Source organism: Alcaligenes phenolicus, from assembly GCF_032063905.1.
GTDB classification, from domain to species: Bacteria; Pseudomonadota; Gammaproteobacteria; order Burkholderiales; family Burkholderiaceae_B; genus Alcaligenes; species Alcaligenes phenolicus.
In genome coordinates, this window is sequence record NZ_DAMBOE010000008.1 from 202,881 (window position 1) to 226,752 (window position 23,872).

The 23,872-nt window shown below is 57.8% G+C and carries 18 protein-coding genes; 8 read left to right on the forward strand and 10 right to left on the reverse strand.

Going from position 1 to position 23,872, the window contains the following annotated elements; translation table 11 throughout:
• Nucleotides 1-96 precede the first annotated feature (96 nt).
• The gene (locus U2949_RS16180) at nucleotides 97-855 is read left to right on the forward strand and encodes a hypothetical protein (RefSeq protein ID WP_239054650.1); all 759 of its coding nucleotides are present in this window, start codon (nucleotides 97-99) and stop codon (nucleotides 853-855) included.
• Here the strand turns inward: U2949_RS16180 and U2949_RS16185 are convergent.
• The 3 genes from U2949_RS16185 to U2949_RS16195 form a co-directional block, all read right to left on the reverse strand.
• Nucleotides 852-4,436, reverse strand: coding sequence for a BTAD domain-containing putative transcriptional regulator (locus tag U2949_RS16185; protein ID WP_321288826.1), 3,585 nt, complete (start codon nucleotides 4,434-4,436; stop codon nucleotides 852-854). The genes U2949_RS16180 and U2949_RS16185 overlap by 4 nt on opposite strands.
• Before the next feature lie 257 nt (nucleotides 4,437-4,693).
• The gene (locus tag U2949_RS16190) at nucleotides 4,694-5,716 is read right to left on the reverse strand and encodes a zinc-binding alcohol dehydrogenase family protein (protein WP_257723678.1); all 1,023 of its coding nucleotides are present in this window, start codon (nucleotides 5,714-5,716) and stop codon (nucleotides 4,694-4,696) included.
• 31 nt (nucleotides 5,717-5,747) lie between these two features.
• The gene (locus U2949_RS16195) at nucleotides 5,748-6,848 is read right to left on the reverse strand and encodes an alkene reductase (protein WP_321288828.1); all 1,101 of its coding nucleotides are present in this window, start codon (nucleotides 6,846-6,848) and stop codon (nucleotides 5,748-5,750) included.
• A 182-nt stretch (nucleotides 6,849-7,030) separates the two neighbouring features.
• On the opposite strand from U2949_RS16195, the gene U2949_RS16200 reads away from it, so the two are divergent.
• The 5 genes from U2949_RS16200 to U2949_RS16220 all read left to right on the forward strand — a co-directional run bounded on the left by U2949_RS16200 (nucleotide 7,031) and on the right by U2949_RS16220 (nucleotide 13,741).
• A complete protein-coding gene (locus tag U2949_RS16200; protein ID WP_051316465.1) occupies nucleotides 7,031-7,978 on the forward strand; it encodes a LysR family transcriptional regulator in 948 nt (315 codons plus the stop codon).
• Between the two features lie 81 nt (nucleotides 7,979-8,059).
• Nucleotides 8,060-10,315, forward strand: a complete 2,256-nt coding sequence (locus tag U2949_RS16205; protein ID WP_321288831.1) for a hypothetical protein — start codon at nucleotides 8,060-8,062, stop codon at nucleotides 10,313-10,315.
• 11 nt (nucleotides 10,316-10,326) lie between these two features.
• On the forward strand, nucleotides 10,327-10,563 hold the full coding sequence (locus U2949_RS16210) for a hypothetical protein (RefSeq protein WP_026485359.1): 237 nt from the start codon (nucleotides 10,327-10,329) through the stop codon (nucleotides 10,561-10,563).
• Between the two features lie 74 nt (nucleotides 10,564-10,637).
• Complete coding sequence (locus tag U2949_RS16215; protein WP_321288834.1) at nucleotides 10,638-12,785, forward strand: phosphocholine-specific phospholipase C; 2,148 nt, start codon at nucleotides 10,638-10,640, stop codon at nucleotides 12,783-12,785.
• A 59-nt stretch (nucleotides 12,786-12,844) separates the two neighbouring features.
• The gene (locus U2949_RS16220; protein WP_051316463.1) at nucleotides 12,845-13,741 is read left to right on the forward strand and encodes a LysR substrate-binding domain-containing protein; all 897 of its coding nucleotides are present in this window, start codon (nucleotides 12,845-12,847) and stop codon (nucleotides 13,739-13,741) included.
• Nucleotides 13,742-13,856: 115 nt separating this feature from the next.
• Here the strand turns inward: U2949_RS16220 and phnX are convergent, their stop codons facing one another.
• Genes phnX through phnD form a run of 5 tightly spaced genes read right to left on the reverse strand, consistent with a single transcriptional unit; the run spans nucleotide 13,857 to nucleotide 18,367 of the window.
• Nucleotides 13,857-14,699, reverse strand: coding sequence for a phosphonoacetaldehyde hydrolase (gene phnX, locus U2949_RS16225; protein WP_321288837.1), 843 nt, complete (start codon nucleotides 14,697-14,699; stop codon nucleotides 13,857-13,859).
• Nucleotides 14,700-14,747: 48 nt separating this feature from the next.
• Nucleotides 14,748-15,860 carry an iron-containing alcohol dehydrogenase PsrA gene (gene psrA, locus U2949_RS16230; RefSeq protein WP_257723684.1) on the reverse strand — a complete coding sequence of 371 codons (1,113 nt, stop codon included), beginning with the start codon at nucleotides 15,858-15,860 and terminating at the stop codon, nucleotides 14,748-14,750.
• Nucleotides 15,861-15,885: 25 nt separating this feature from the next.
• Nucleotides 15,886-16,701: a phosphonate ABC transporter, permease protein PhnE gene (phnE, locus tag U2949_RS16235; protein WP_321288858.1), complete on the reverse strand. Its 816-nt coding sequence runs from the start codon at nucleotides 16,699-16,701 to the stop codon at nucleotides 15,886-15,888.
• Nucleotides 16,702-16,703: 2 nt separating this feature from the next.
• Nucleotides 16,704-17,519 carry a phosphonate ABC transporter ATP-binding protein gene (phnC, locus tag U2949_RS16240; protein ID WP_321288840.1) on the reverse strand — a complete coding sequence of 272 codons (816 nt, stop codon included), beginning with the start codon at nucleotides 17,517-17,519 and terminating at the stop codon, nucleotides 16,704-16,706.
• A complete protein-coding gene (gene phnD, locus U2949_RS16245) occupies nucleotides 17,516-18,367 on the reverse strand; it encodes a phosphonate ABC transporter substrate-binding protein (protein WP_257723750.1) in 852 nt (283 codons plus the stop codon). The genes phnC and phnD overlap by 4 nt, the downstream gene beginning before the upstream one ends.
• 152 nt (nucleotides 18,368-18,519) lie before the next feature.
• Here phnD and U2949_RS16250 point away from each other — a divergent pair, with 152 nt between their 5' ends.
• A complete protein-coding gene (locus tag U2949_RS16250) occupies nucleotides 18,520-19,392 on the forward strand; it encodes a LysR substrate-binding domain-containing protein (RefSeq protein WP_257723685.1) in 873 nt (290 codons plus the stop codon).
• Between the two features lie 153 nt (nucleotides 19,393-19,545).
• Nucleotides 19,546-21,192, forward strand: a complete 1,647-nt coding sequence (locus U2949_RS16255; RefSeq protein WP_321288841.1) for a long-chain-fatty-acid--CoA ligase — start codon at nucleotides 19,546-19,548, stop codon at nucleotides 21,190-21,192.
• 200 nt (nucleotides 21,193-21,392) lie between these two features.
• On the opposite strand, the gene U2949_RS16260 is transcribed toward U2949_RS16255, so the two are convergent.
• Together U2949_RS16260 and U2949_RS16265 are read right to left on the reverse strand one after the other, a co-directional pair.
• The gene (locus U2949_RS16260) at nucleotides 21,393-22,616 is read right to left on the reverse strand and encodes a hypothetical protein (protein WP_321288842.1); all 1,224 of its coding nucleotides are present in this window, start codon (nucleotides 22,614-22,616) and stop codon (nucleotides 21,393-21,395) included.
• 378 nt (nucleotides 22,617-22,994) lie between these two features.
• A complete protein-coding gene (locus U2949_RS16265) occupies nucleotides 22,995-23,612 on the reverse strand; it encodes a LysE family translocator (protein ID WP_026485349.1) in 618 nt (205 codons plus the stop codon).
• Between the last annotated feature and the right edge of the window lie 260 nt (nucleotides 23,613-23,872).

Consider the following 23,872-nt stretch of genomic DNA (forward strand, 5'->3'; position numbering starts at 1 on the left):
TCCGATAGCCCAATCTGCGGATTTGCCACAGTGGCCCGCTTTAAATGCTTTTTCAACGCCGCTTTTCTACCTTCGGTTTTTCGAGGAGGTATGCATATGCAAAAGACAATATCTGGCCTGTTGGCCACCAGCCTGATCAGCACGGGTGCCCTGGCCCAATCCCAGAACGACGCCAATAACCCGTTAAGCCCCCGGCCCATGGTCAGCCTGCACGACTACTACGTGCCCGAGCTGTACAAGCTCGACAATGCCTGGGCAAACCAGACGGTGCTGCGTGCTGTCCTGCCCAACAAGACCTTTGGTCTGCCGCAGCTGTGGCGTTTGAATGTACCGATTGTGGCCTTGCACCACGATCGTCTGGGCAGCAAATCCGGCCTGGGCGACATCACCTTCATGGATGTGTTCATGAAAAACGCAGGCAGTTTTTCCTATGGCATCGGCCCCTTGCTGGTGATGCCTACGGCATCGAACGATTTGCTGGGACAGGGCAAATGGCAGATTGGCAGTGCAGCGGCCTTGGTTGCCAGCCGGGATTGGGGTCTGGCAGGCGGGCTGCTGACCTTTCAACAATCCTTTGCCGGGGACTCGGACCGCGAGAAGGTCAAGATGGCCACCTTCCAGCCCGCCCTGTTCTATAACCTGCCCAACGGCTTTTACCTGCGCTCCAGCGGGGTGTGGACCTTTGACCTGAAAAACCACACCCATCACATTCCTGTAGGTCTGGGCCTGGGCAAGGTGTTCAAGCCCGGCAAGAGCGTGATCAACGCCTTTATCGAACCACAGTACTCCGTGGACAAGAAAGGCGCAGGAGCACCGGTATGGCAAATTTTTGCGGGTATCAACTTCCAGTTCTAACCGGGCTGGCGCTGGATCCACACACTGCGCGCCGCCAGATCGGGCAGGCGCTCGCGCCGATGCCGGATCCAGCCCTCATAGGCGTACAAGCCGCTGCGCAAGACTTCTTGCTGGGCCTGCGCCCAGCAAACCTGCGCCTGCTGTCTATCCGCACGGATCCAGGCCAGATCCCCCCGCAAGCAGTCAAGCTCCGGCAGATACAGGGTAGAAGCCCGCTCCTGCGCGATCTGGCCAACTTGATCCAGAGCTTGGCTGGCACGTTCAATTTCACCTTGGGCCAGATGGCAACGAGCCACAATGCACAGAAAAGCATCCGTCGCCAAAGGCATGCTGCGAGCAAACTCGGGTAACAGTCCCAGCAAGCGCTCCAACTCCGAGCCAGTTTCTTCACCTCGCAGCAAACGGCAATACAGCACATAGGTTTCAGCCACAGCACACCACACACTGCCGGGCAAGACCGGTTGCAACATACCCAGCAAGGCCTGACTACGGCCTGCCAGCATGTCCAGATTGCCTTGCAGATACAGGATGCGCAGCATCTGGATTTCCGCAATCACCGCCGAAATCCGAGACTGACTTTGACTGGCCAGAAACTGGGCATGGCGAGCATTGGCAATGCCCTGCTCAAAGCGCCCTTGCAGGGCCTGAGCCAAACCCAGCAAGCTGTAGACCAAAGCCGGACAATGGTGCCCCAACGCCGTATCCATGGCCGGAATTGGTTGTTCGTACGCCAGGGCACGCAAGGCCTCATCCAGGGCCAGTTCTGCTTGCTGGACCCGCCCTTTCCAGAACAGATATTGGGCCTCGGCATACAAGCCCCAGCCATACCAGGCGCTTTGTCCCTGACGCCGGGACTGCTCCTGCAACTGCTTGGCGTGAGCCAGGCTCTCGGGCAGCTTGCCTGCGCCGTGCAACATGACCCATTGCCCCCACAGCACTGGCAGCTCCTGCTCACCTCCAGCACTACGGCCGGCCGCCTGCTCATAGGCTTGCGTCACCGGCATGGCTGCCGGTCCTTCCCGGCTGATTTCCAATGCCCCCAAAGTGACATAACTATCGCGCTCATACTCGCGACGCAACTGCACATCACTCATGTACTGCAAACTGCTGAGCACCTGCGACAACTGCTCAGCCGCCTCTACGGTTTCGCCCCTGCGCAGGGACGCATCAATAGCCCTCCGCCACCATACTGCTGCCTGTGAACTATGAGCCTGGGTCAGGCAAGCCGCGATCTCCTTGTCGGCCTGCTGCATCTGAATCAGGCTATGTGCCAGACGGGCATACAAAGTCCTGCTTTCCTCTCTGGCAATCAGGCGACGCAAGGCGCTGCGCATCGGAGACAAACAAAAAACATCTCCCTGGCTATCCTGCTGCAACAAACCTTTATCCAGCAATCTGCGCCAGCACTGGAGCACCACTTCCAAAGACAAATGGCAAGCCTGAGCCAGACCCTGGGCCGTAGCACGCTCCCAAAGCACCGTCATCAGCAGGACACAGCGGCTGTCTGCATCCAGCTGCTCCAGTTCCAGCAGCAAGCGATCTGCCAGACGAGGAAGATAATCCAGCGGCATGCCAAAACGCTGCAAATGCAATATGTCTTTGATCAACATGGGATTGCTGACTTGCTGGGCACGTATCTGCCCACTCAGCTCCGGTGCAAGGCGCTTGCCGCGCGCATAAAACCCCATGGCCTTGCTGACATCCGGGTCGGACAAAGCGCGCAGCGACAAAGGCTGAGCGAAGTCCAGATCAGGCATGGCCTGCCGCGACAAAATCAACAGCAGAACCCCGGCAGGCTGTTTGTGCACGGCCGCCCACATTGCTGCCAGACTGCGCTGATCAGCCGCGTCCAGAGCATCGAGATGGTCCAGCACAAGCAGCACGGGGCGGCTCTGACTGGTAAAAACCTGTACCGCAGCCAGCAAGAGTCGACAGAACTCGGGCACCTCGGAATCTGCAGGGCTTTGCACCCGCTCCAGCACCGCGTCCCACTGTAAAGAAGACAACCCAAACCAGCTATCCAGACACTGAGTCAGGGCCAGCGGCATATCCACAGCTCCGACCCCACCGGCATCCAGCCCCGTCTGCATCAACTCGCTCAGCCCTTCCAGTACATCCTGACGGGAGAAATCCAGCAGCAAGGCTTGACCGCCATCGCGCACGATATAGCTGCGCAAGGCCTGGGCCAGACGAGACTTGCCCGAGCCCAGCTCACCATTAATTCTGAAAGCTGCCTTGCGGGAGTCGCTACGGCATTGCCGCCATTGCTTGACCACTTGCTCGAACTCGGGCTGACACCCATAAAGCGGGTCGTTCATCCACCTGCCATCACCCAAGCTGAAATAGACCCCGTCCTGCCCGCGGTGCTGATTGATTTGCCAATCCGCCATGCGAGCCACCGCCTGAGCACTGAGCAAGATCTCGCCATGCCTGGCTTTCCAGACCAAAGGCATGACCACTTGTCCAAACAGGCTGTGCGCATTGACTTGCTGCTCGTCCACCAAGGCCAGACTGACATGCACCACCTGTCCAATGCTGATACCCGGTGGCGTACGCAAATTGCGGATTACACAGGCCAGATCCACTGCCCGATTGACCGGCTCAGACTGTGCATGTGGCCAACCAAAATGCGCCAGCAAAGTGGACCCACTGGACTGGCTCAGCCAGGCACCATGCTGACGCAAAATATCCACTAACTGCTCGTGCCAGGACTCCAGATAGGCTAGCGCCTGATCCGGCACCAAGTCCCCATCCAGATGTGCCGCCGACCCATCCACAGGTAACCAGGACAGCGCCAGTGCTAAAGTCGCCACCGTGCGATGGACCTGAGCAAACTTGGGGGCAACTCTGGTTTGAACAAGCGGCCATTGCGCATCAGCCAAACGACGGGTTTCAGGATCCGGCCTTACACCCAGGTGCTGGCGCAAAGCCTGCTCGCAATGTGCATAAGCCTGCAAGGCAGCCTGCCGATCTCCTCGCTGCATCAAGGCACTGATTAGCAGCCGGTGGTAAACCTCCTGCTCGGGGGATTGCTGAACCCACTCCTGTGCCACGGCTACCGCCTGATCCAACTGTCGGGCCTGCAGCAACTGCTCTGAAAAACGGGCACGCAGCCGCAACAACTCCAGCGCCATGCGATCTTCCCAGCTTTGTCGCCAGGAAAGAAAGGATTCAGTATCGGGAGATTGAATCGCGTCCAGGAAAGGACCGCCATACTCATTCAGGCGCTGCACAAGACGGCTGTCTTGCGCCGCATCGGACTGCAAGAAATGCAGCACGTCTACTTGCAGGGAGTCGGATCGCAATGCCACGCCCCCTTCAGGATGGGAGAGCAGACAAGTGGCCCGCTCTCCCAAGGCTTTGCGCAGAATATGCAAAGCATGACGCAAGCGCGACAAGGCTTTGTCGCGGCTCAGGTCAGGCCACAGCATTTGGGCCAGGCGGTCACGCTGAACAGCCTTGCCTTGAGCCAGACACAATACCGCTGCCAGCAGCTTGACCTTGTCGTAGCTCAGCAATGCAGTGCGATCAGATTGATCAACCGTGAAACGAAACGGGCCTAACAAACCGAGCACGATCATTGAACGATACTCCGACCAAGAGGGCCAGCCACTGCCTGGTCAATCGTGTCAAATTGACAGAAAATCCGACACTAAGTCATAAGAAGGTCGCAATTAGCTGCCGATTGTACTCAAAGCCTTTCAGCCTTCAATCAAAAACGTATTAATTATGTCTAAAGTTTTCCACCACACTGCTTGGCGCATCCTGCCCTGCCAAACGACAACAACGGCCTGACCACCATGCGTGGCCAGGCCCTTTCGTTGCCGTGAGATCTGGTCTACTCGTCCCAACCCTCCAGCACCAGCTTGCCACGTGCCTTGCCCGACTCCAGCAAGGCATGGGCTTTCTTCAGATTGCTGGCATTGATACTGCCAAAGCGCTCGGTCAAGGTTGTGCGGATCAGACCGGCATCAATCAGGTCGGCGACTTCACTCAACAAGCGATGCTGGGCCAGCATGTCGTCCGTGCCAAACAAGGAGCGGGTAAACATGAACTCCCAATGCAAGGACACGGATTTGCGCTTGAGCTGGCTGACATCCAGACTGGCAGGGTCATCAATCAGGCCAAACTTTCCTTGCGGGGCGATGGCCTGAACAATCTGCTCAAAGTGCTGATCGGTATGTGTCAGGCTGACGACATAGTCCACTTGTGGGTAGCCGATACGCTCCAGCTCGTCAGTCAAGGGCTTGCTGTGATCAATCACATGGTGGGCACCCAATTCACGCACCCAGGCCTGGGTTTCGGGGCGGGAAGCGGTGCCAATCACGGTCAAGGAAGTCAGGCGGGAAGCCAGTTGCGTCATGATGGAGCCCACGCCACCGGACGCCCCTACAATCAGCAGGCTCTTGCCGCTGGGAGCCTTGCCAGGGGCGATCCCCAGTCGGTCAAACAGCATTTCCCAAGCAGTAATGGTGGTCAGGGGCAAAGCGGCTGCTGCGGCAAAATCCAGCGATTTGGGTGCATGCGCCACGATGCGCTCATCGACCAGATGCAGTTGGCTGTTCGTGCCCGGACGTGCAATCGAACCGGCATACCAAACGCGATCACCCGGTTTGAACAAGCGGACCTCGGGGCCAACCGCCTTCACAATGCCGCTGGCATCCCAGCCCAACACCTTGTACTCCTGCCCATCGGCAGGTAAGGCCGATTGCCGAACTTTGGTATCGACCGGGTTGACTGAGACCGCCTGGACTTGCACCAACAGCTCACGGCCTGTGGCCACCGGGTCGGGCAACTCAATATCCATCAGGGACTCGGGCTGCTCTATCGCTTGGGGTGCTCTGTACGCAATCGCTTTCATCTTTTTTCCTTTTTAAAATCAGTGATGTGTCTTAGGCCATGCTCGGATAATCGGTATACCCGTGCGCGCCCCCCCCAAACAAGGTGTGGGGATCGAAGCTTGCCAAGGGAAGCTGATCACGCAAGCGTGCAGGCAAATCCGGATTGGCGATAAAGGGGCGACCAAACGCCACCAGATCAGCCAGACCACTCTTTACAATCTGCTCGGCTCTGTGTGCGTCATATTTGCCCGCAACCATAATTCGACCCGAAAAGTGCGAACGCAAGGCATGGCGAAAATCATCAGGGATCTCAGGGGCATCATCCCAATCAGCCTCTGACAAGTGAATGTAGGCCAGACCCTTGCCGTCCAATCCCTTGGCCAACTGCAAGATCGTTGGAATGATTTCGGGGCAGTTCATGGCTCGCTGCGTAATAAAGGGAGCCAGACGGATACCCGTGCGCTCTGCTCCTATCTCTGCCGCTACTGCTTCGACCACCTCCGTGGCAAAACGAATACGATTCTCCACGCTGCCCCCATAGGCATCTTCACGGTGATTGGATGTGGTACGCAGGAACTGATCAATCAGGTAGCCATTGGCACCATGGATTTCCACGCCATCAAATCCCGCTTGCATGGCCTTGGCGGCCGCCCGGCGGTAGTCCTCAATCACGGCTGCAATCTCTTGCTCGCTCAGGGCGCGCGGCACCGGGCAATCCAGCATCCGCCCCACCCCATCCTCTCCCACCACCCAAACCTGAGCCTGGGGCGACAAGGCGGAAGGGGCCACAGTCTGCCCGTCTGCATGGAAGCTGGCATGAGACATCCGGCCTACATGCCACAGTTGCAAGACAATACGGCCACCGGCCTGATGTACTGCATCAGTTACCAGGCGCCAGCCCTGGACCTGCTGCTGGGTGTAAATACCGGGAGTAAAGCTGTAGCCTTGTCCTTGTCGCGAGATCTGCGTGGCTTCGCTAATTAGCAAGCCTGCACTGGCACGCTGAGCGTAGTACTGGGCCATCAGCGCGTTCGGAATATCACCCGGCTGGTCGGTACGGCTGCGTGTCATGGGAGCCATCACGATACGGTTGGGCAACTGCAAGCTGCCCACTTTTAATGCTGAAAACAAAGTAGATGTCGCTAAACCCATGATTCGTGTGCCTCATCAACAAAATGAAAATGTGGATCACAGTGTGCCTTTTCAGACTCTTTAGAAAAACAGGCCATTGTTTGAAATGATCTTCAAAAATATTTTGAAAATAGCGTCATAATTAATCCTATTAGTTCGCTTTCCAGCATAAAAACTTTGAACCCCGCCCAGCGAGACACGCCATGAAAGCCCTGCAGGATCTGGAAATTTTTGTTCGCACCGCTGACACGGCCAGCCTGTCCGCCACGGCACGGGGTTTGGGCATAACACCGGCAGCGGCCAGCGCGGCACTCAAACGTCTGGAGGCGGAAGTGGGAGTGCTGCTTTTTCTGCGCTCCACCCGCCATTTACGGCTGACTTCTGAGGGCGAAGTGTTCCTGGCTCAATGCCGTCCTGCCCTGTCCGCCTTGCAGCAAGCCAGCCTGCAACTGGCTAGCGGCGGCCCAGGCTCCCGGGGCCAACTGAAGCTGGCCGCACCGTCTGACCTGGGGCGCAATGTGCTCTTGCCTTGGTTAAATGAATTTCAGGATGCCAATCCGGGCGTGGACATACGCCTGCATCTATCCGATCGGCTGGCTAATGTTTACAGCGAACCCATTGATGCAGCCTTTCGCTATGGTCATCCGGCAGACTCCAATTTGGTGGCTCTGCCTTTGGCTCCGACACACCGCCGTGTCCTGTGCGCTGCCCCCTCTTATTTAAGGCATCGCGGCACACCCGCTTCCCCTCTGGAGCTGCAGGAGCACGACTGTCTGTGCTTCATGCTGGGGGATGATGTTCACGACCGCTGGAAGTTTGAACGCAACGGCCAGCCCGCCACCTTTGTTCGTGTCCGGGCCGTGAATGTCTCCAACGACGGAGATGTGGTCAGACGCTGGGCTTTACTGGGTAAGGGCATTGCGTACAAATCCTACTTCGATGTGGCTCAAGACCTTGCCAGTGGCCGCCTGCACGCTATCTGCGAGGACTGGCAAGGGGAAAGCACACCCCTGTATTTGCTGGCAGCCGGGAGGCAGCAAATTACCCCGCTCCTGCGCCAGCTGCATCAGTTCATGGTCGAACGACTGGAGCTCTGGGAGCGTCAACACCATCTGCCGAACCAATACACAGCAACGACGATGAACGTCTAGGATATCGACCCAAGGCCGTCATGCTGCCTTGCTCTAATTCGATCGATCCTTTCTTAACGTCAGCGACAAGGCAATCGAATCATGAGACATGTGCACATGGCCAGCCCCCTTTCTCAAGGGCCCGGCTTTCCCCCTCCTTCTGCAATCCGGTATCTGAACGCGGCCCAAGCTGGCAGCTTGCAGCACCCGCCCCTGGGCCGCGCAGGACGCAGCAAAACAGGCCTGATCAAGGCCCTGGCAATAGCAAGCCTGTCTGCCGCTCTGGCCGCTTGTGGTGGCTCTGAAACCAGCTCGGGCCCGGCCACCGACCCCGAAACACCCACCAATCCGGAAAAGCCTGATACACCCAGCACTCGTCACGCCCTGATCATTGATCTGGACGGGGCCACCTACCGCGCTGTACAGCAAGGCATGGCAGCGGGCAGCCTCCCCAATCTGACCAAGCTGAACGTCCAGCTGGCCTATAGCGGCGGTGTGGTGGGCACCCCCAGCCAACAAGCCAATCTGGACATGCCGGGCTGGGCCAGCCTGCTGACCGGCACCTGGGCCAATCGTCACGGTGTGGTATCTACCGCGCCGGATCAGGTCTTGCGTCAAAACAGCCTGTTTCACTCTGCCCAGCCTGGCCAGAATGCTGCTGCCGTTGCATCCAGCGGACTGGCCCATTTGCTCAAGGCTGACCATGATGCCGAGCGTCTGCACGAGCTGGCCGACTGCTCTGCACAAGCCGTGACCCTGTCCTGTGTCTCCACCCAGGCACTGAAGATGATTGAAGGGAACTACCGCAAGGTTCTGGTTCAGTACCGTTCGGCCAAAGATGCGGCCTTGGATTTTGGTGTCGAGTCGCCTGACTACCTTGCCACCCTGAGCAAGCTGGACAAGGAGATCGGTGCCTTGATGGCTGCCACGGCCAAGCAGCAGGATCGCGAATGGTTGATTGTCGTGACAGGCAACCACGGTTTGAGCGAGCATGGTCAAGACAACGGCCTGCCCTTGCTGTCCCAGTCCGCTACCTTCCTGGCCTTCAACCAAAGCGTCAACACAGGGGAACAAGGCATAGGAGCCAGCCTGCCCCAGACACTGGCCGAGCTGTATCAGTACAACAGCCTGGTTGATGTCGCGCCCACTATCATGCGTTATCTGGACACGCTGCCCCCTGCGGCAGAATACAAGCTCGATGGCAGCAGCCTGCTGGGCCCACAAGCCGTGTCCCATCTGAATGCCACCGTCGTGGACAACAATTCTTCGTCCGTGGCCATCACGCTGGACTGGAAAGCTCCGGCCGACGCCCCCATCGATATCCTGCGCGATGGCCAGGTCATCGCGTCACGTCTGCCCGCAGGGACACAAAGCTATACCGACAACCAGCTGACGGCCGACCTGAGCAGCAAAGGCACGTATCAGTTTGACTACACCGTGCAGGCAGGCTCGGGCGAGCAGGCCGCCTGGCGCAACCTGATCAGCCCGCCCATCTCCTACTTGCCGCCTGTGCCATTGGCCACCACCTTGCGCAACGGTCTGCTTTCTTACTACCCCTTCAGTGCGACCCTGCCGCCTGTTGATGCACAAGGCAACAGCAGCATGGCCCCCGCCTCTGCCGATCTGCCTTCTGCCGCAGGGGTAGTGGTGCCCGGCCCCTTTAGCGGCACGCATGGCCTGCTGGTCGATACCAACCATGTCACCGTTGAAGGGCTGGAAGGCTACCGCATGACGCCGACACAAGGCTTTGATATTTCCACCGGCAGCAACCCCCAGTTCACCATCGGCTTCTGGTATCAAGTGCCCCAGTGCATTGACCGCAACAACGTCACCATTCTGTCCAACAAGAACTATGTCAGCGGTGGCAATGCCGGTGTCGCAATTGGCCTGTTCAGCAGCTCCACCAAGAATCAGTGTGGCGTGGCCTTCAATATTGGTTCAGGCGGTGTTCGTGCCGACGGCCCCACCAATCCCTACACGCAAATTCCGGTAGGCCGCTGGGTCTACATTGCCTTTGCAGTGGACGGAGTTGCCAAGAAGATGAACATGCAGATCTTCGACCCGGTCATCGGTCAGACAACGCAGGTTGCAGCTGGCAAATCCACTGGCGCTGTTGATCTGTCCAAGCTCTCTGCCTATCCACAATGGGGCATTGGCGATGATGGCACCGGCAAGTTTCTGATGAACAAGTGCAATGGCTCGGTTACGCCGCCCTACACCGTGGGCAAATGCGCGGTTGCTCCGCCAACCCAGCAAATGTTCGGTGATCTGGCCATGTGGAATCGTGTGCTTAGCGACGAAGAGCTGCAGTCGATCTACTGGTCCAACAAGCCACTGTCCAGCTTGTCCACCCACTAAGCGAGCACGCCATGAACTCTTTGACTCTTCTGGCACGCTTGATGCGAACCCTGGCCCTGACGAGCGTTACGGCTCTGCTGTTGAGTGCTTGCAGCGATGGCAGCAGCGGCAACCCTTCCCCAGCAAGCGATACGAGCTCGGGCAGTGAACAGGTGCCCATCGTCACGCCCCCGGCCAGCGGCTCGCTGGGCGAACAGGGCACGGACAAGCCCGCCACCCCCAACTCGCAACTGGACTGCGCTCCCTGACACAGCGCCCCGGCCGGGCTGTGGCCACTGTCACGCCTGGCCCTCTTGCTACCTTCTATCGACAAGGCTTTCCCATGACTTACCTTAATCGTCGCAATTTTCTGCGGCTGGCCGCCAGCGCCGCTGCCTTGGGGCCCTTTCCCCCCGCCATTCAGAAAGCGCTGGCCATCCCCGCCAACAATGCCACCGGCACCCTCAATGATGTGGAGCACGTCATTATCCTGATGCAGGAAAACCGCTCGTTTGACCACTACTACGGCACCATGCCGGGTGTACGGGGCTTCAGTGACCGCTTCACCATCCCCATGGCCTCGGGCGAATCGGTCTGGCGTCAGCAAGGCAGCAGCGGCGTAGTGCAGCCCTATTATCTGGACGCGACCAAAGGCAATGCCCTGCGCGTGGGCGGTGCACACGACTGGAATGACCAGCAGGAGGCCTGGGACGGCGGCCGCATGGCCTTTTGGCCCAAAGCCAAATACACCAATGTGGCCATGGGCTATCTGAAGGAATCGGACCTGTCCTTTCACTGGTCACTGGCCAATGCCTTTACTGTCTGTGATGCCTATCACACCTCCATCAACACCGGCACCTTCACCAACCGCATGTTCCTGTGGAGCGGCACCAACGGGGCCAATGTCACGGGGCGTGCCTGCGTGACCAACTCCAACTGGGGGGGCCTGGGCCCATCCGAAGACGGGCTGGACTGGACCAGCTACCCGGAGCGTCTGCAGGAAGCAGGCGTGCGCTGGAAGGTCTACAACCGTCCCGGCAACAACAGCAACAACAATCAGTTGGTGGCGTTTGCGTCCTACCGCAAGGTCAATGAAGATCTGGCCTCGATGGGCTCGCCCTCGGCCACGTATTCACCACAAATGGAAGCGCTGTCTCCCTTGTACAAGGGCTTTGGCAATACCATGCCCGACGGCGGCTTTCTGCAAGCCATTGCCGACGATATCGAGATGGGTGCCCTGCCACAGGTCAGCTGGATTGTGGCCCCTGGCCCTTACAGCGAACACCCCAGCATGGGCGTTCCCGGACAGGGCGCCTGGTATCTGGAGCGTTTGCTGAACATCCTGACGGCCAATCCCGAGGTCTGGAGCAAAACCGTTCTGATCGTGAACTATGACGAAAACGACTGCTTCTTTGACCACATGCCCCCACCAGCCCCGCCATGGCGTCACCGCGACGGCACTCTGGCCGGCAAGTCCACCGTGGATGTCTCGAACGAGTACTACACCATGCCCGCCCCGGACGGAGACTCGCGCAAGCTGCCCCCCGATGGCCGCCCCTTTGGCGCCGGCCCCCGTTTGCCAACCCTGATCATTTCTCCCTGGAGCGTGGGCGGCTGGGTGAACTCCCAGCAGTTTGACCACACCTCCGTGCTGCGCTTTCTGGAGCAGCGCTTCGGTGTGCAGGAGCCCAATATCAGCCCCTGGCGTCGTGCCGTATTCGGCGACATGCGCTCCTGCTTTGACTTCAAGTCCCCCAATGCCAACAAGCCTGCCCTGGTGTCAGCCCCCACCCGCGATCAGGCCGATGCCACACTGGCGCAGCAAGTACAGGCGGGCAAGGTTCCCATGCCGCCCGTGGGTTCCGAGCCCATGCCCACACAGGATCTGATGCTACGCCCCTCCCGTGCCCTGCCTTATCAATTGCATACCAGCGCCAATGTGGATCTGGACAAGGACAAGGTCTGGCTGACCTTCAGCAATACCGGCACCCAAGGCACCGTGTTCCATGTGTACGACGAGCTGCATCTGTCCGAGTACCCACGTCGCTTTACCGTAGAAGCCGACAAGATGATTTCGGACTCCTGGACCGTGGGCGCAGACCAGAACGGCGACTACAGCTTGTGGGTGCTGGGCCCCAACGGCTACCACCGCCATTTCAAGGGCAATCTGCACGCCCTGCGCCAGGGCCCCAAACCCGAAGTCCGCGTCTGCTACGAACCCAAAGCCAACACCGTCTCCCTGACCATCATGAACATGGGTAGCGAAGCGGCTACCGTCACGGTCACCGCCAATGCGTATCGGGAAGATGGCCCATGGGTGTACACCGTGGACCCCGGCATGCAGATTGACGCGCGCTGGTCGCTGGAAGGCTCGGCCAACTGGTATGACTTCACCGCCACCATGGGCGAGCATTTCGAGCGCCGCTTTGCTGGCCGTCTGGAAAATGGCCGCGACGGGATCAGTGATCCGGCCATGGGTGTCGCACGCTAGTCATACTGATCGGTCAAGATAAGACAGCCAGTCCCGGAAAAAACAGTTAGAGAAACACGATGACGCTCAACCAGATTCGGGCCTTCGTCATGGTGGCCCAGCACGGTGGCTTTACCGCCGCCGCGCGGGCCCTGAACATGAGCCACACCACGCTCAGTTCACAAATACAGATGATTGAACGCGAATACGGAGCCGAGCTGTTTCATCGCCGGGGCCGGCGTGTCGAACTGTCCACCCTGGGGCTGGAAATGCTGCCCATGGCGCGGCGCATGATCTCGCTGGAATCCGACATGCGCCAAATGCTGGATGGCACGGGCAAGCTGCACTACGGCACCCTCAAACTGGGTGCCGTCAGCCCATACCACGTCACCGAACTGATCGAGTCCTTCCACGCGGTGTACCCGCGCATCAAGCTGTCCGTCAAACTGGGCAACTCCGAGCTGGTTCTGGACGACCTGGACAAGTACGTCTGCGATGTCGGCGTCGTGGCCAGTTGCCAGCCCCAGCGCCGCTACTACATGCAACCCTATGCCCGTTATCCGGTCATTGCCTTTGTGCGCCATGACCACCCCTTTGCCAAGCGCGATGCCATTGCCCTGGACGAACTGGCTGGCGAGCCTTTGCTGATGCGTGAAGAGGGCTCCACCACTCGCAAGGCCCTGGAAGATGCCTTGCATGAACACAAGATCAAGGTAGATATCGCCATGGAAATCGGCAGCCGGGAGGCCTTGCGCGAATCCGTGGCTCGTGGCCTGGGAGTGGGTACGGTCTCCGAGTCCGAATACGTGCCAGACCCACGCCTGCGCGTGGTGCGTATCCAGAATGAGCCGGTCTGGACACAAATCCATGTCTGCTGTCTGCACGAGCGACGTGAGTCGCGCCTGGTGGCCGCCTTCTTCGAAGCGATTGCTCAACATCAAAGCGCCCTGTCCAGCGCCTGCAGGCTACGTGCCTAGTCGCCTCGCGGCGCAATACCTGAAGCACGCCCGGCCACATTGATACCAGGCATAAAAAAAGCGGGGCATAAAGCCCCGCCCTTCCCTTCACGCCTGATTCAATGCCCCCACGAAATCAGGGGGTTTCGCCTTGTGCCAGACGCGCCTGGATCGCCTGAACAATGGCTGGGAAGTCCGCAATGGTTTCAATCACGTAGTGCGCGCCGGACTGGCTCAAACGCTCGCTGGCTCGCTCGACTCGTGCTTTTACTTCAACTGGGTCTGCAGTCTCCAGTTCAGCCAGAGACAAGCCCACTTCGTTACCCGACAGGCTCAAGCCCACCGTCCACATTCCCGCACGGCGGCCTTCTTCGATACCGGGCACGGTATCGTCCACTTTGATGCAACGACGCACATCACCTACGCCCAGAGCCAGAACATTGGCCAAGGCCATGAAAGGACCGGGACGGCCACCTGCAGGCAACTCATCACCAGCGATAACGCAATCAGGAGCCAGGCCCTGGCTGGCTGCAGCAGGTAACAACACATCAAGCACCTGACGAGGGTAGCCCGAGCAGGAACCCACTTTGATGCCCTTGGCACGCAACTGCTCCAGAACAGCTGCCGCCCCTTCAATCGGAGCCGAGTACTCGGCTACCTTTTCGATCTGCATGGGCATGAAACGCTCATAGATGGCATCAATATCAGCATCTGTGGAAGCACGCTCGAACTGGGCCACCCATTGGTCCTGAATCGATTCAGTCGCCAGCAAGGTACGGATATGATCGCGCTTGGACAAGCCCATGGGACCACGTGCCTGCTCCAGGCTGATCTGAATCCCGAAGGAGGCAAAGGCATCCACAAAAATCTGTGTCGGTGCCAGAGAGCTGAAATCGACCAGCGTGCCAGCCCAGTCAAAAATAACGGCCTCCACCTTGTCCGACAGAAGCGTATCCAGAGCCTTGAAATTCTGAGTCATTATTGAAAAACCTTCAGTTTTGAAAACAAACCGGATCAATAGCCGGGCTTATACCTGCACAGCATCCAGAGTCTGTGCACCAATGAAATTACGTCCTCGCGGGCCTTCCAGAGCCTGGGCAATTCGTTCTTGCCACTGCTCGGGAGCCAGACCGTACGCGGCCGGGTCTGTACTGACACCCAGCCCCTCCAGAAAACGGGCCATAGCCGTCACCGCCTGCTGGCCGTTCTGCGCATCAAAAATGGACAGCAGCAAGCGGTCAAGATCGGCATCCTGCCCCAGTGCCATTTGCATCACATGCGGCAAACTGAAGGAGCAGGCGATGCCATGCGGCAACCCTTGTTCCAGAGTCAGCTCGTAAGACAGAGAGTGAGCCAGGGCCGTCTTGGTATTGGAGAACGCCAGCCCTGCCATGACGGCCGCAACCGCCAGTTGGCCGCGCAGCTCCAGGTTGGACAATTCCTGCATCAGCAGTGGCAGGCTGTCCATGATCTGACGTGCTGCCGAGACCGCCAGACTGGCCGACACCGGATTGCGGTTGACGTTCCACAAAGACTCCAGAGCGTGCGACAAGGCGTCCAGGCCGCTGGCCAAGGTCGCCGCGGCAGGCAGGCTGCGCATCAAGCCCGGATCAATAATGGCGGCCTGAGGCCAGGTCCAGGGCAGATGCAGGGAGTACTTGCGCCCCTGTCCCTTGTCCCAAATCGTTGCCCAGGGGGTAACCTCGCTCCCGGTGCCTGCCGTGGTGGGCACGGCAATCAGGCTGCGCACCCGCCCTGGAGGCTGGCTCAGGCTGGTCTTGCCGGACAGGCAGTCCAGCAGTTCGGAAAACGTGCCCGAAGGCGTGCTGCTCAGCATGGCTTTGGCACAATCGATCACACTGCCACCACCCAGAGCAATGATGCACTCCACATCGGGATGATCACGCCACAGGCGCTCATACAGCGGGGCCAGCCAGGACACATCCGGATTGGGCTGTATATCGGTTTCGATCGCCACCAGTTGATCGCCCAGCAAAGCTTGCAAACGATCGCACTGGCCCAGTTCACGCGCTTCGGGAAAGGCAATCAGAATGGCTCGCCGTGTTCCCAGATGTTCGGGCACACGCTCAAAAGCCCCGTGCCCTGCATCGATCTGAACTGGATTGAAAAAATGCCACATAACAATCTCAAAAGAAAAACTGCAATCAATCGCGCCCGTTGTGGCGAATCGCTTCGCGCAGGCGGTTGGAGATAAGGTCGGCCACCACCACCATCACGGTAATGACCACAATGCAGGTCGCTGTTTCCTGGTACTTGAACAGTTTCAGGCTGCTGACCAGTTCAAAGCCCAGGCCACCGGCCCCCACCATGCCCAGCACCGTGGCCGAACGCAGGTTGACCTCGAAGCGATACAGAATCACGGCAATCCAGGCGGTAATAACCTGCGGCAAGACACCGAACACAATCACCTGCAAAGGCCGAGCGCCGGTAGCACGCAGGGCATCCAATGGCCCCTGGTCAATTTCCTCAATGCTTTCGGCAAAGAACTTGCCCAGCATTCCCACTCCATGTACGGCCAGGGCCAACACTCCGGGAAAGGGGCCCAGGCCCACGGCAGCCACAAACACCAGGGCCAGAATCAGTTCATTGATACTACGGATGATGTTCAGGCTTTGGCGGGTAAAACCGTACAAGTAGCGGTTGACCTTCAGGTTGCGGGCAGCCAGAAAAGACACGGGCACTGCGCCGAACACGCCCAACACCGTGCCCCAGATCGCAATCTGAATGGTCTCGATGGCCGGAGCGAGCAAATTGCCCAAAATGCTCCAGTCCGGTGGAAAGGTGCGGCTCAGAAAGTCGGCAATTTGTGGCAGGCCGGCCGCAAACTCGGCGGCGCTTAACTGCGCCCCCTCTGCGCTCCACTGCAATCCCACCATAATGGCAGCCACCATCAGGGCGGTCAGAACCCAGCCCTTGGCACTGGTCGGGGTAGACATGACCCAGGAGTACTTGCTGTCCATCATCACGCTCCCTTGGTAGCAATGCTTAGCGGTTCGGCCAGAAAAGAAGCGGCATCACCCGTACTGCCCGACACATCGCTGTGCCCGGGCTCGGGGCCGGGGTAAATGCGGGCCAGATCATCCTCAGTCATCTGCTCCGGGGCACCGTCATACACCACACGGCCATGAGCCAGACCCACAATGCGATCCGCAAATTCGCGTGCGTAATCAACCTGGTGCAGGTTGCAGACCACGGTAATGCCCAGTTCCCGGCTGGCATCGTGCAGATAACGCATCACCAGACGGGCCGTTTTAGGGTCCAGGCTGGCAACCGGCTCGTCGGCCAGAATGATGCGCGGACGCTGAGCCAGCGCACGGGCAATCCCCACCCGTTGACGCTGACCACCGGACAGGGAATCGGTACGGGCCTGGGCCTTGTGCGCCAGCCCGACCCGTTGCAGACAGTCCTGGGCCAGAGCGATATCAGCCCGGCTGAACAGCTGCAAAATGGAACTCCACACGGGCACCGCCCCCAAGCGCCCAGTCAACACATTGCGCAGCACCGACAAGCGCGGCACCACGTCGTGATGCTGGAAAATCATGGCAACCTGGCGCCGCAAAGCCCGCGTATCCTGGGCGGACATGGCGTCGATACCAGCCACGGACAACTCGCCCGTATCCGCTTGGGCCAGCCGGTTCATGCAGCGCAGCAGGGTGGACTTGCCCGCCCCGGACTGGCCTAGTACCACCAGGAACTCGCCAGCCTCTGCATCCATGTCCACACCACACAGCACCTTATTGCTGCCGTAGCACTTGTTCAGGCCACGCACACGGATCATTTCATGCTCCGCAGATCCAGATCCAGCACCTTGGCGGTATCGCGCACTACGTTGTAAGCCGCGTCAGTGGTAGGCTGGAAGCCATTGAGCATGCCTTGATCGCCCCAAGGAACATCCTTGATATTGGCCAGAGCCTTGGCAACTTTCTCTTTCACGCTTGGGTCCAGATCCTTGCGCCAGACCATGGGCGACTCGGGAATATCGCTGGACGACCAGACAACTTTCAAATCGCCTTCGGCCAACTGGCCCTTGGCAATGGCGCTGGCATAAATACGGTCTGCAACAGCGGCAGCGTCAACTTTCCTGTTGGCCACGGCCAGCAGGCTGGCATCGTGCGAACCGGAGAACACCACACGGGAAAACAGCGCCTCGGGCTTGTAGCCGTCGTTCTCCAGGCCCGCTTTAGGAAACAGGTGGCCGGAGGTGGAGCTGGGGTCAACAAAGGCAAAGGTGCGATCTTTCAACTGCTCCACATTTTCAATGCCACTGTCTGCGCGCACCACGATCAGGCTCTTGTAAGCGCTTTTGCCCGTCTTCTTGGTCACAGCCACAGCAAAAGCTTCTACATCGGCCACCGAATTGGCCAGCACATAAGAGAATGGGCCCAGATAAGCCACGTCCAGCTTCTTGGCACGCAGGGCTTCGATGATGCCGTTGTAGTCCGTGGCGACAAAGGGCTCGACCTTCATGCCCGACTCTCGCTCCAGCTGTTCAATCACCTGCTTGCTGGATTCGATCATGGCTTGGGAATCCTCGGCAGGGATCAAGCCAATGGTCAGCGTGTCCTGTGCGGCCTGAGCCGCTGTACCGAACACCGAAAAAATAGCTGTAGCGGCCGTTGCCGCGATGAAAGAGCGGCGGGCAGTCTGAAATACGTTCTTGTTCACGGCAGTCGTCCTTAAGGTTTGCAGGAGGAATGCCGACATCTTAGGAAGGTCACATTGCCTTCATGTTATCGATTTAGGATTGAAAACATCAGTTATCTATAGATGGAGTCTATATGTCCGCCGCACGCCTACGTGCCTTTCTGGCTGTTGCCCGCCACGGCAGCTTCAGCGCCGGGGCCCGTGCCCTGGGACTGGCCCAACCCACCGTTACCAAACAGGTTCAGGGCCTGGAACAACAACATGATGTCGAGCTTTTTCATCGCCGGGGGCGCGGGATTCAGCTAACCCAGGTCGGGCTGGCCCTGCTGCCCGTGGCACAGCAACTGGGGGCTCTGGAAATAGATGCCTTCAACCTCCTGCATGACAGTGGCAAGCTGCACGTGGGGCGCTTGCGCATTGGGGCCGTGGGGCCTTTTCATGTGATCGAAATGGTAGAGGCCTACCACAAGCTGTTTCCAGGGCTGGATATCTCCATTCATATGGGGAACTCGGCCGAGGTGCTGGCAGATCTGGCGAACTACGCCACCGATATCGCCGTGCTGGCGGGCGCCTGCGACGACAAGACCTTCCACACCGAGCATTACGCCAGTCATGCCGTCATCCTGTTTGCCCCCGTGTCTCACCCTCTGGCCCGTTATGACAGCGTACCCTTGAGTGCCTTGCAAGATGCTCCCTTGCTGCAAAGGGAGTCGGGCTCAACCACCCGCGCATGCCTGGAAGCAGCCCTGGAGAAAGAGAATATAAGGCCACGCGCAGTCATGGAAATTGGCAGCCGAGAAGCCCTGCGAGAAGCCGTGGCGCGCGGCCTGGGCATAGGCTCGGTATCCGAAGCAGAGTTCATCCCCGACCATCGTTTCAAGGCTGTTCGCATTGACGGCGATCCGGTCCGTACCGACACCTATCTGTACTGTCTGGCCGAACGTCGAGAGAGCCGAATGATCACACAGTTTTTTACGGAAGCCTTGGCATTGCGCAAGCAAACATAAACGACTGCGTAGACGTATTTGTGAGTTTCAGGCTACTGTTCCTGAAGAGGCCATGACAGTCAGTGGTGTAAATTCATCCATCTGCTGCTCCCAATCCCCATGTTGTAGGGCCCGTCAGTTCTGTTTGATTTACTCCCAGGGAGGACGAAGACCATGCTTGGCATGATGATGAATACCCCACTGCTAGTATCATCCATACTGCGTCACGCAGCGAACTATCACGCAGACCGAGAGATCGTCTCGCAAACCGTTGAAGGCCACATTCACCGGTACACCTATACCGAGCTATCCAAACGCAGCCAGCAACTGGCCAATGCGCTGAAAAAAATGGGCCTGCAACAGGGCGACCGCGTCGGAACCCTGGCCTGGAACGGCTATCGTCACCTGGAGCTGTATTACGGCGTTTCGGGCTCGGGCCTGGTGTGTCACACCATCAACCCGCGTCTGTTTCAGGATCAAATCGGCTACATCATTGAACACGCGGACGATAGCGTGCTGTTTGCCGACCTGAACTTCATGCCGATTCTGGAAGCCCTGGCCGACCAGCTCTCCAAGCTGAAAGCCGTGGTCATCATGACTGACGAAGCACACATGCCCAAGTCGGACCTGCTGCCCAACCTGCAGTGCTATGAAACCCTGATTTCGTCTGAATCCGATCATTTCGACTGGCCGGTGTTTGATGAGAACACGGCCTCCGGCCTGTGCTACACCTCCGGCACCACGGGCAAGCCCAAAGGCGTGCTCTACAGCCATCGCTCCACGATCTTGCATGCCTTTGCCTTGAGCATGCCCGATGCCCTGTGCCTGTCTGCCTCCGACACCATCACCCCCATTGTGCCCATGTTCCACGTCAATGCCTGGGGCCTGCCCTATGCGGCCTTGATGGTGGGCGCCAAACTGGTCTTGCCCGGCCCGAAACTGGACGGCGCCAGCCTGCATACCTTGTTTGAAAACGAAGGCGTCACCATGACAGCCGGTGTGCCTACCGTCTGGCTAGGCCTGCTCGATTGGATGCAAGCCAATGGCAAAACCTTCAGCAGCCTGCAACGCCTGGTGATTGGCGGCTCGTCTGCGCCTCCGGTCATGATTACCCGCTTCCAGAAACTGGGCGTCAAGGTACGCCACGCCTGGGGCATGACGGAAACCAGCCCGGTCGGTCTGGCGGCTGCCTTGCTGCCCAAGCACGAGTCCTTGCCGGACAAGGAGAAACTCAAGCTGCTTGCCAAGCAAGGTCGTCCGCTCTTCGGGGTCGAGTTCCGGGTAGATGGCGACGATGGTCAACCCATTGCCCGCGACGGCAAGATGTTTGGAGCCATGATGGTGCGCGGTCCCTGGATTGCGGCTTCTTACTTCAATAGCAATGACAGCTCTGCCCATACAGAGGATGGCTGGTTCAATACGGGCGACGTGGTGACCATCGATCAGGATGGCTTTATCCAGATCGTGGACCGAACCAAGGATGTGGTGAAATCCGGTGGCGAATGGATCAGCTCCATCGAGCTGGAAAACATTGCCCAGGCTCATCCGGCGATCAAGGAAGCGGCGGTCGTAGCCAAGCCCGACGAGCGTTGGGGCGAGCGTCCGGTTCTGGTGGTGCAATTACAGGACGACGCCACCTTCACCAAGCAGGACATGATTGATCTGTTTACAGAACAAGTCTCCAAATGGAGCATTCCTGACGAACTGATCGTGGTGGATGAACTACCTCACACAGCAACCGGCAAGCTCTTGAAAACCGCTATTCGCAAGCTGATTCAGGAGGATCTGGACAAGCTGGCTGCACAGAACAAGGCGGGTTAACCAAGCTGCATCCAGCCAGATGCCTGACAGCAAAATCAAGGGGCCAGGCTCGGCTTTCTTGACGCGCAATCGCAAACAGCCCCCCGACAGTTATCCAACTGTCGGGGGGCTGTTTTTTGCCTTTGCCATTGGCTTTTTTTAAGGACCAGAATCAAGGCCAGTATCTATGGCTGATCGCCCCTATCAACAGCATGCCCCCTTCAAGGATGCACGGGCGTAGGAATATCCCAGATATTGAGATCCGCATTCTGGCGCTCCCAGGCCCGCACAGAGAACCTGGCACGATTGAACAGACCCAGATAGTTTTCATAGCGAATCTTGTTGCCTATGGCCACTGGCAACTCGTCCAGAAACTCCCTCATCTTGGACAAGTCCGCATGGTACTGAGCCGGCTCCATCAAACCGCCCGGCGTCACTGACGTGGGAGGGTCCGACTCAAAGCGATTACGCGTAAAGATCACCACATCTGAACCCCACAGAATCCGGTTCTGGTATTCATTGAAGAAATTCAGCCAATCCTGGCGACTGGGCATGCCCGGCTCGGGATTCAGCATATAGTCCTGCACCAGATCCCAGGAAATATCGGTAGACCAGCTGGGGCAGGCGTCCAGCACTTTTTTCACGCGCGTAATGTGGTCGCTGGTGGGTTTCACAAAACGCCCCAGGCCCGTATGCGCCCACACCACCTTGGCTTTGGGCGCATGTCCGCACACATGCTTCAAGCCGTCCACATAGTCCTGATCGGGATAGGAATGCTCCAGCTCACCCTGGTAATTGACCTCTACCCGGTACATATCATTGTGCAAGATCGCGACCAGACCAATCTCTTCAATGGTCTTGAACAAATACTCCAGCGACTCGGAATACAGCGATACCTTACTGCCATCGCCCGCATCAGGCGGTAGCGGCACAGAGGGAGCCTTGGTTTGTTCTACCGTTTCACCCGCCAGCTTGCTGGACACCAGCTCCTTGTGAATGGTGAACTCTCCCACCCCGGCAAACACGCCTGGAAAACTGAGCACCGCACGCTTGATATGTTGCGAGGCATATACGTCCATGGGATTGAAGGCCGTAATCATGACATCCAGCTTTTCCTGATACTGGGGCGGCAAGCGTTCGTACTCGCGTGCAAACATGGCATCCACAAAAGAGTAGTAATACAAATCTGCTTTGGGGCCTATGTAGTAGTTCGGGCCATACATCTGATCGCCAGACTGTGCCTGGTACTGTTCAAACCCGTCCCAGCGTTGCTGCAAAGGAATCGGCATGATGGTGGAGCGCACAATCTGCTGGCGATTGGCGCTCATATAGCGCTCTGCATATTCCTTTAAAGAAATACCTTGCATGGCGTAATTGGAAGCGTGGAAATGCACGTCTGCATACAGCTGGCTGGTATCCAGCCGGGGCTCCGGGCTTTGAGCCATAGCACTGCTCTGAACCGCTGCGAATAAAGCCAGGCCAGACGCAGCCAGCGCTTTTGCGTTTATATGATGGCAAGTCATTCTTGTCTCCCTCTCTACAAGTAGTGTGCGAAACCTGAAACGGCAACGTATCAACCATACCCAGAGCGCCGTCAATAAATAACAGAAGATAACAGATATTCTTTTAAATAATTTAATTCACATTCTTTTCCATACTTTTATATTTTTATTATTAATAGCCATACAAATATAATTCAAAACCATATTAAAAATAAAATACCCAATTAAATTCTGAATTTAATTCAAACCAATTTATTAATCACTTCAATAATCAGGCAGTACGAATCGCCTGTGCACAGCACCTGCTCCCTCATGGCCGCCCTAAGACACCGAGTTGGCAAATAGCAGCGAAGCGCCCAAGCTGAACAAGGCCACGCCTATCGCCCTGTCCAGCAATCTTTGTCGGGCTAGCATGGCTGCCCGCAAGCGCTTGTTTGAGAACACCAGCGCCACAATGCTGAACCAGACCCAATGGGCAAAAGACATAAAAAATCCATAAGCGAAATTCAGCCAGAACGATGCATCCGGCTGCACCAGCTGCGTAAAGGTGGCCACCACAAACAACATGGTTTTGGGATTCAAGGCATTGGTCAAAAACCCCATGCCAAAAGCTTGCCAGGCGCTGGGCATATTTCCCGCCTCACCGTCCGTATTCAAAACAGTGCGATTACAGAAAGACTGATAGCCCAGGTACATCAAGTACGCTGCCCCCACCACTTTCATCACCAGAAACAAGGTAGGAGACTGAGTAATCAGAATCGCAACGCCCAGCACCGTGTAGACCACGTGCACCTGCACCCCGGCAGCAATACCCAGAGCCGAAATCAGGCCAATCTTGCGGCCAAAGGAATAGCCATTACGAGTGACCATGGCAAAGTCGGGGCCTGGGCTGATCACGGCCAGGATAGTGATAGTGGCAACGGCCAACAGTTCATGCATTTTTAACAAGCCTAAGTTTGATGAAATCGGTGTGACCAGCCAGGTCAAAGGCAGCCAAACCGCAGAGCCAGTCCTACACTTTAGAAATGAGTTCATTCCTTCGCGAACGGCCTGCCAGTCTGCAAAGACAGCGCCAGTCAGAATTCGAAAACCCTTCCTGGCGAGCTATGTATTCATCCAATTTATATAGTTTTTGCTATTCTCAACGGGATCAATCCAGATTTTCAAAACCCAAGAAAAACCCTCCAAACTACTATCGT